Origin of the sequence: Desulforhopalus singaporensis (assembly GCF_900104445.1) — a bacterium.
Taxonomy (GTDB): domain Bacteria; phylum Desulfobacterota; class Desulfobulbia; order Desulfobulbales; family Desulfocapsaceae; genus Desulforhopalus_A; species Desulforhopalus_A singaporensis.
Genome location: NZ_FNJI01000069.1, coordinates 1 through 8,413 on the forward strand (window position 1 = coordinate 1; position 8,413 = coordinate 8,413).

The window sequence follows — 8,413 nt, forward strand, 5'->3', positions numbered from 1 at the left end:
GAGCTGATGATTGAAAATCTCGTTTATCACGCTTGTAAATCATCACCGATTCCTCAGCACAATTTATCGCTTGCTGAAGATTGGTGGTAATCAAATAGAAAAATGCTCATAATTAACTGTGTCGCACACCTTTTCAACCACCGGCCTGCGGATCGCACAGCTTGAAAAAAAGCTGGGAAAATTTGAACTATCGCAAGGAAACTATCAACCTGAAAAAAAGTACAAACCAACCAGGATACGCTCCATCGCCTCAAGAAAAAACCATTCCCCGTCCAGGAAAAAAAGGAAGAACACCATCAACAAAATATCCGGGCACCTGGAAGATTTTTTTGCAGACGATCAGGATTCGTAATAACGCACCAACATGATTTGTATTAGTTCAGCGGGAATTGGAAATCTCCTTTGCCCAAATATGTTAACTCGAACCTCAGAAATTTCCAATTCCTGCCAAACATTTACAGCTGTGCATAAACCCATCTCTGGACCATTTACGTTCCAAAACAATTGATATTCTTTATAATTACAACTGATAAGCTTTATGATTGTGGTCATATTCCGTGTTCGATTTTCCTTTTGTTAGCGATAAATTCATAATTTTTATGACGATCGTCATAGATTCCACACAAGCTTGTCTATTAATACGAGAATCACATTAAACAAGAATAAGGTTGAACTCAGGGTATACCGGACACCTAACTTATAAGCACCAGCTGTACGTGAATCATTATGGAGGCAAAAATGAAAACCTACGACGTTATCATAATAGGAGCAGGCCCCGCAGGCATGACCGCCTCGATCTATGCAATCCGGGCCAATATGACAGTTCTCATCCTTGACAAACTTTCGCCTGGTGGCCAGATGGTCAATACCAACGAAATCGAGAATTATACCGGGACTGCCAAAATCAATGGCGCAGAACTCAGCATGAAGATGTTCGAACATACCCAGGAACTCGGGGTGGAGTTCGACTACAAAACCGTTCTGGAAATCAAAGACAACGGGGAAACCAAAACCATTGTCTGCGAAGAGGACAACACGATCTATGAGACCCGGACCGTCATTATCGCCACCGGCACCGTGCCGCGAAGACTCAGTGTTCCCGGGGAAGAACAATTCGCCGCCAACGGCATCAGCTGGTGTGCTATCTGTGACGGTGCCCAATACCGAGACAAGGACGTCGTTGTTATCGGAGGCGGGAACTCAGCGGTGGAGGAATCTCTTTACCTCGCTGGAATCACAACCTCGCTCACCATCGTCACCATGTTCGACCTGACGGCCGATCCCAAGGCCTGCGACCAGCTCAGGTCTCTCCCGAATGTCACCATCTATCCATACCAAGAAATCCTTGAATTTACCGGAGATGACACCATTGACGGAGTACGGTTCAAATCGACCAAAGAAGATGCTGCTGAGCGACATGTAAAATGCGACGGAGTTTTTGAATATATCGGTTTGGAACCAACATCGGCGAGTTTTAAAAATCTCAGGATCACCAACAAGTTCGGCTTCATCGAAGTCGACGATGAGATGACAACCAAGGTTACAGGCATTTACGGCGCTGGAGACATTACCAACAAAAAGCTCCGGCAGGTCGTCACAGCCTGTTCCGATGGAGCAATCGCCGCCAACAGTGCAGCGAAGTACGTTGAGAGTTTAAGAGGCTAACTTTATTCATAGCAAACAGTTGAGAGGTAAAACGATGATTCAGGAAATCAACACGGAACAGTACCACGCGCTGGACAAGACAGGCCCCATGCTTGTGGAATTTTACTCCAAAACCTGCGGCCCATGTAAGATGCTTTCGTTCGTTCTCAAGGATATCGACAAAATAAAGTCCGACTTCAAGGTGTTTATCATCGATTTTGACGAAAACAAAGATCTTAAGGAGCAGCTCAGGGTCAAAGGCTTTCCGACCATGCTGTTCATGAAAGACGGCAAGGAAATGAACCGCCTCACCGGTCTCAAACAGAAGCCGGCGATTATAAAAGAAATTGAAGCATTGGGTTAATTTTAAAAACGAGGAGCCAAGAAATGGGCAACAAAGTCACCTACACCAGCGAAGACCACCTGATCACCCGGCAGGCACGTGTCGAAAAGGCGTTTCTCGAAGAGTTTGCCAAGGGAAACTATACCATAGATACCCCCTATGTGGTGGAAAACCCCTATCTGATCAATCCGCTCTGCGCCCTGGTGATGTTCACCACTCCGGAGGAAGTCACACCCACCGTCATTGTCTGCGGCAAACGGTTTGCACGAGAGAACCTGAGCCACACCTTTGCGCCAGCCAAAGAGCACAAACTGCCAGTTCTCGGCTTGTATGAGGATTTCGCCAACAAGATTGTGATCTCCCTGTCCGATGGTACTGAGACCACGCTGACGATTACCACCGGCAAGCTGCCGACAGATGTCTGCCGTTGCCAAAATATCATCACTTCAGCGGATTACCTGCAAGATAATTTTATGTTCCTCACCCCAGCCGGCAAGAACCTCCCCACAGCCTACGACTACAAAGGCGATATTCGCTGGCTGCTGACCGTCAACACAATGTTCGACATCAAGCGAGCTGCCAATGGCAACGTCCTCACTGGTTCCAGCCGCTTCTGTCGCATGCCCTATAACGCCACAGGCCTGGTTGAAATCGATATGCTTGGCAAGCACTATAAAGAATACCGACTGCCCGGCAACTACCACCACGATCAGTTCGAAATGGAGAATGGCAACCTGTTGATCCTGACCCAAGATTTTACCCGTGATACCGTTGAGGATATGTGCGTACTCGTCGACCGGAATAGTGGCGAGATACTCAGAAAATGGGACTATAAGGAAGTCCTTCCTCAGGATGTTGGCGGCTCCGGTTCTCAAGATGCTCATGACTGGTTCCACAATAATTCGGTCTGGTACGACAAGAAGACGAACTCCATCTCCCTCTCGGGCCGTCACCAGGATATAATCATTAACCTCGATTACGATACCGGCAAACTCAACTGGATGCTCGGCGACCCTGAAGACTGGCCGCAAGAACTTGTTGATAAATATTTCTTTACCCCGGTTGGCGATGTGGACAATTTCGACTGGCAGTATGAACAGCACGCCTGTCTGATCACTCCTGAAGGGGACATAATGTGCTTCGACAACGGACAATATCGTTCAAAATCTAAGAAAAAATATATTAAAAACAGCGAGAACTTCTCTCGCGGTGTCCGCTACCGCATCGACACCGATAAAATGGAGATCGAACAGGTATGGCAATACGGCAAGGAACGCGGCCAGAAATTCTTCTCCCCGTACATCTGCAATGTTGAGTACTACGCGGACGGTCACTATATGATCCACTCCGGCGGGATTGGATTCAAGGACGGCTTTGCCGCCGACTCCCTCGGACCCTTTCTCGATGAAAGTGATCCCAGTGTAGAGCTTCGTTCCATAACCGTTGAGGAGAAAGACGGTATCGTTCTCTACGAGCTTGAGACCGAGGGGAACTTCTATCGAGCCGAGAAATTACCTATCTATCACGACGGCAACAACATCACCTTCGGCCCCGGACAACTACTAGGCGACCTTGATGTCACTCCAGAGTTCGACACCATCCCTGATGCGGAGGAAGTTGCAGAACAGCCAGATTCCTGGCACAACTTTATCATCGAAGAGGACGAAGACCGCCTGGTTTTCCACGGTAAATTTGAGCGCGGAACGCTGGTCATGCTCTGCCTTGAAGGACCGGTAAAAAGTCACAATTACTATATCAGCACCTCTGCAGTCTGGCACCTTGCCATGTGCTCGGGCGCCTTCCTCGAAGCCGATGATCGCGATGTGAAGCTGAATGTCAGCAAGAAAGGGCTCAGTAAAGGAAAGCTTGCCGTGAAATTAATCATAAACGACAAAAAATACGACACAGGCGTTTCCATTCTGATCTAAGTGTAAAATCCCTCCCCGACGCTGGCGTCGGGAAGGGATTTTGCTATCGATTATCCATCGCTTATCGAGTTACTTTAAGGTAACCTCAAATCAATAGGACTGCGCCATGTCTAACAGAGTAAAATGGGCGATAACTCTGATCGTCCCCCTGGTGGTGTATTTGATCCCGACAACGGATGTGTTCACCCTGAAAATCAAGCTGTTTTTTGTCTGTACCCTGTTTCCGATCCTGCTGGCTGCGTTCGATCTACTGCCGATGGTCATTTACTCTATGCTCTTTCCCCTGCTGTATATCTTTATTGTCGGCATAGAACCATCAGTAGCCTTCAAACCATTGACCATGCATGTCCCTTACCTCATTATTGGCGGCATGATGTTATCACTGGCCCTTGAAGAGACAAAAGTTCTTAACAGGATTGCGTACGGCATTCTCAGTATTACTGGGAAAAGCTTCGGAGGCCTGATCTTCGGCATTATGCTGATCGGTTTCGTCCTCTGCTTCCTGATCCCGGATATCGCAACACGCACTATTGTGCTTGCAACCTTCGTCTACGGTATGTGTAAATCGCTCGAACTCGAGCCAGGTTCCCGAGCCGGTGCCGGTCTGATGATTATAGCCTCCTATGCGGCCCTCAACTCAGCTCACAATTACTATCTGAACCAGGCCTATTTCCCGTGGGGGGCCTCTGGTCTGGAAATCGAATTCATGGATTACATGAAACTCTTCATGATACCTCAAACCATATTTTTCTTCCTTTCCACGCTGATAGTTATTGTTCTGTTCAGGCCTGAGAAAAAACTGGCGACCAAGGACTTTTTTAAAGAGAAGCTTAAAAATCTGGGCAAGATCACTTGGCAGGAAATTTTCTCTGTAATCGTTATCGTCATTACACTGTACTTGTGTGCCAAAAACACCAACGCCATCGGCTGGATATTTTGCATTTCCGCTTCAATTTTCTACCTCCCGATACTTGGTATCGGTAAAAAGGAGAAGTTGACAAAAGTAAATTATCCCCTGTTCCTCTTCGTAGCTGGCTGCATGGCTATCGGGATGGCGGGAGGAGCTAGCGGAGGTGGCGCTTATATTGCCAATTCCGTAACCCCTCTAGTTACGGGAGTCAAGGAATACACCCTCGGCATGCTGTGGCTCTTCGGTGTTCTCGTTAACTTTGTGTTGACCCCATTAGCTGGCCAAGCAACTCTCTCCATGCCAGCTGCCCAGATTGCGAAGAATGTTGGCCTTGAACCCAATATTGGCGTCTTTTCCTTCGTGCAAGGTCTTGAACAGGTGCTTCTCCCTTATGAGTATGTGCTGGTCCTGATTGTTTTCTCTTACGGATATATAAATATGAAAGACTTCTTCTTGGGCTACGGCGGTAAAATGTTGCTCAGTATTGGTTGCCTAATGACTGTTGGTATTGGCTATTGGAAAATGATCGGCGTCTTTTAGATCGATTGTTTTTCTCACAATATCTTACAAGTCTTGTTGAGCGGGATATCTTTCCCGCTCAACCCTGGTCACTTTCTTCTTTAAGCCGCCCTGCTACTCAACCCAATTTTTCTGTTTCCTTCTTTTCTGAAGTAGTTTAGATTAATACTAATTTTAACGGTCTCTACTGCAAACTATTGAAGCAGCAATAGCCGAAATACCTCAGTTTAGTGGGCATGTATGGTTGGGCTGAGTATAGATGAAAAAATAGAATTTTTCCAAGGCTCTGCATTCCTGAAGGGAGCAAAACCGGAAACGTTGGCTGATCTTGCTAAAGTAACGAGAGAGGTCTGCTACCCAAAGGGTACGGTCATTGCGAGGGACGGCATGTATGCCCACGAAGTCTTCATTGTCTCATGTGGACTGCTGAGGGTCAGCGCTATCTCCGAAAGCGGTAAACGCATTACTTTCATCCTTGCCAAGAAGGGGGAACCCTATAATATTTTAAGCCCGTTCATGAAGGGTCCCCGGCACTTTATGGCAGAAGCGGTGAAAAACACACGATGTCTGCAGCTAAGCGGCCCCCAATATCTCGAATTTATTGAATCCCATCCAGACATTCTGATTCAAATTATTTCCTGGATCGCACCGGCCCTAGATAGCGCCATTTCCAGGATTTTCGATCAGATGGAAAAAAAGGTCGAATGCCGTATTATGCGAGTGCTCCGCACTCTTTCCGCGAAATTCGGTTCTCCACTCTTCTTTACCAATGCCGAACTTGCTGAACTTGCCGGAACGACAACAGAATCGGCAATTAGGGCTATGGCTGTTCTTCGCGAACTTAGAGCCATCGAGACTCAAAGGGGCAGGATTTGGGTTAAAGATCCTGATTTGCTAAAGAAAGAAGGAGAAATGGACATCCGAATCTGATATAGAAAGAAGTCCCCTTTTATTTGGCAGAGTTGCTGCATGATTAGGATGGGAACTGACAATATCAAACTAAACCAAGAATGGATTGGTGAAGATTTTTCCAAAAGTCAAAAAGGCAGCACTGCCTGAATTGACCCCAAATCAGCTTCCAAGGTTACTCCCTTTTTCTCACTCATATTCTTCCTTCAAAATCTCTTCTAATTTCAATAATTTTTAAAGAAAAATAATATCATCACTTGAATTCCCTCTCATTTTCACCCAAGGGTTTTAGTATTCATCATACATAAAATGCTCCCAGAATGAGCATTAAATGTCAACTAAACACACCTTGTCTCAGTGGTTCTGTAAGCCAACATACGGGCAATCCTCTGTCATAATAGCTTGTTACATCAAGCAGGTAATGATGGCATCCCCCTTGCTATTAAATAGGTATACTCAGTGTTTTTGTTCATAACACAAAAATACAAGCGAGAGGTTGTCATGAAAATTGCGATGATTGCACCATCAAGTGGTAAATGGAAGGCGGCGGCGAACTCAGCGATATTCAATGGTAAAACATTCAGGTTTTCTCTTTTAAGTCTTCTAACCGTGGCGGCGGAAACACCAGAGGGGCATGATATACTGCTTATTGATGAACAGGTTGATGACATTCCCTGGGATAAACGTTTTGACCTTGTCGCTATCACCTGTATGACGGCGCTGGCACCAAGAGCGTATGAAATTGCTGAGTCGTTTAGAAGCAAGAATATTCCGGTGATCCTGGGTGGAATACATCCGACACTATGTCCTGATGAGGCTGAGCAACATGCGGATGCAATTGTTGTAGGTGATGCTGAAGGCGTCTGGCAAACGGTTTTGAATGATCTGCAGCATGGCATGTTGAAAAATCGATACAAAAGTAAAGTATTGCCTGATTTAACCAGGCTGAACAGGTTGCCCAGACAGCTTTTGAAATCCAGGCACTATTCGACAGTGAATGGGTTACAGGCAACGAGGGGGTGTACTAATAAATGCAACTTCTGCTCAGTATCGGCTTTTCACAACCAAACCCATCGCGTACGGCCTGTAAAAGAGGTTGTAAAGGAAATGGCAGGATTCCAGAGCAGGTTTTGCATATTTGTGGACGATAACCTGACTGCGGATCGTGAATACGCCAAAGAGTTATTCCATGCAATTGAACCTCTGAGGAAATTCTGGGTTTCCCAATCTTCCATAGCTATAGCGGACGATCCGGAATTCGTACGGCTTGGTGCAAACTCGGGCTGTATAGGTTTTTTTATTGGTATTGAGACCTTTTCGAATAAAAATCTTCTTAAATCGGAGAAATATTGCAATCGGGCTGAGTGGTATAAAGAGGCTATAGCGTTGTTCCATTCATTTGGGATTGCTGTAGAGGCAGGGATAGTTTTCGGGTTTGACAATGACTCCACTGAAGTTTTTCAAAACAGTCTCCGCCTGCTGGATGAACTGGAAATAGATGCCGCTCAGATCTCTATCTTAACACCTATTCCGGGGACAGCCCTATACAAAGGGGTAAATGAGAGAATTTTTGATCATGATTGGGGGCATTATGATTTCCATACAGCTGTGTTCCACCCCAACCGCATGACTGCCAGTGAGCTGCAAGATGGGCATGACTGGGTAACCCGCAAATTCTACAGTCCTGCTCGAATAATGAAAAGGGTTGTAAACCACATGAAGCGGACAAAAAAGCTGGCAACCTTGCCGTATGTGGCTGCTGTCAACATGGCGTATTATGGGCGGGTGAAGCGGTGGAATATCTCAGGTAGGAACCCTGTGGCGAATGAATGCTGATTCCTGATTATAGAGGACAATATTAAAAATCACTCTTGTCCCAAATAGCATTTAAACAGGAAAACCCTCTTGTTAGATGTGGTATAAAGTTTTTACGCCAATAAAAACAGAGCCACAATCAACGAAGAGGGTTAGTCCATGATAAAAGGTTCCAGTTTGTTTAGTCAACTTCTTCAGCATTTTCCAAGAACAGAGTTTGCGCAGCTTGTTGCCAAGCACAAGGCAGAGCGCTGTTCGAAAGGATTTACCTGCTGGACCCAACTTGTCTCCATGCTGTTCTGCCATATGGCCCATGCCGATTCTCTCCGTGAAATTTGCGGCGGG

Annotated in this window: 8 protein-coding genes; all 8 read left to right on the forward strand. The window is 46.1% G+C overall.

What is annotated here, in order from left to right:
• Positions 1 to 161 precede the first annotated feature (161 nt).
• The gene (locus BLQ17_RS21095) at positions 162 to 368 is read left to right on the forward strand and encodes a hypothetical protein (protein WP_143005594.1); all 207 of its coding nucleotides are present in this window, start codon (positions 162 to 164) and stop codon (positions 366 to 368) included.
• Between the two features lie 370 nt (positions 369 to 738).
• Positions 739 to 1,665, forward strand: a complete 927-nt coding sequence (locus BLQ17_RS21100; protein WP_092226157.1) for an NAD(P)/FAD-dependent oxidoreductase — start codon at positions 739 to 741, stop codon at positions 1,663 to 1,665.
• Positions 1,666 to 1,699: 34 nt separating this feature from the next.
• Positions 1,700 to 2,008 (forward strand): thioredoxin family protein, encoded by a 309-nt coding sequence (locus BLQ17_RS21105; protein ID WP_092226159.1) that lies wholly within the window; start codon positions 1,700 to 1,702, stop codon positions 2,006 to 2,008.
• Between the two features lie 23 nt (positions 2,009 to 2,031).
• Positions 2,032 to 3,915, forward strand: a complete 1,884-nt coding sequence (locus BLQ17_RS21110) for an aryl-sulfate sulfotransferase (RefSeq protein WP_092226161.1) — start codon at positions 2,032 to 2,034, stop codon at positions 3,913 to 3,915.
• A 106-nt stretch (positions 3,916 to 4,021) separates the two neighbouring features.
• The gene (locus BLQ17_RS21115; protein WP_092226163.1) at positions 4,022 to 5,365 is read left to right on the forward strand and encodes an SLC13 family permease; all 1,344 of its coding nucleotides are present in this window, start codon (positions 4,022 to 4,024) and stop codon (positions 5,363 to 5,365) included.
• A gap of 219 nt (positions 5,366 to 5,584) precedes the next feature.
• A complete protein-coding gene (locus tag BLQ17_RS21120; RefSeq protein WP_092226165.1) occupies positions 5,585 to 6,274 on the forward strand; it encodes a Crp/Fnr family transcriptional regulator in 690 nt (229 codons plus the stop codon).
• A gap of 480 nt (positions 6,275 to 6,754) precedes the next feature.
• Positions 6,755 to 8,089 carry a B12-binding domain-containing radical SAM protein gene (locus tag BLQ17_RS21125; RefSeq protein ID WP_092226168.1) on the forward strand — a complete coding sequence of 445 codons (1,335 nt, stop codon included), beginning with the start codon at positions 6,755 to 6,757 and terminating at the stop codon, positions 8,087 to 8,089.
• A 138-nt stretch (positions 8,090 to 8,227) separates the two neighbouring features.
• A partial coding sequence (locus BLQ17_RS23790) for a DUF4372 domain-containing protein (protein WP_143005595.1) occupies positions 8,228 to 8,413 on the forward strand: 186 nt, incomplete at its 3' end.